The following is a 205-nucleotide window of genomic DNA, read 5'->3' on the forward strand; positions in this document are numbered from 1 at the left end:
TTACGACTTCCAACGCCCCAGCGCCCGCATCGACGTACGCTCGGCCATGCCCCGCCCGCACACCGCTGGCGACTATCCGTTGTATGACTACCCCGGCACCTATGTGCAAAGTTCGGATGGCGAGCACTACGCCCGCACCCGCATCGAAGCCTTGCAAACCCTGCACGAGCAGGTCGAGCTGGCGGGCAACGCCCGGGGCCTGGGT

Annotated in this window: 1 protein-coding gene; it reads left to right on the forward strand. The window is 66.3% G+C overall.

Annotation, left to right across the window (positions count from 1 at the left end; translation table 11 throughout):
* Positions 1-205 (forward strand): contractile injection system protein, VgrG/Pvc8 family (locus OC610_RS29500; protein ID WP_264433432.1); only part of this gene is annotated, 205 nt, incomplete at both ends.

The sequence above is a fragment of the Pseudomonas agronomica genome (assembly GCF_025917275.1).
Lineage (GTDB): Bacteria > Pseudomonadota > Gammaproteobacteria > Pseudomonadales > Pseudomonadaceae > Aquipseudomonas > Aquipseudomonas agronomica.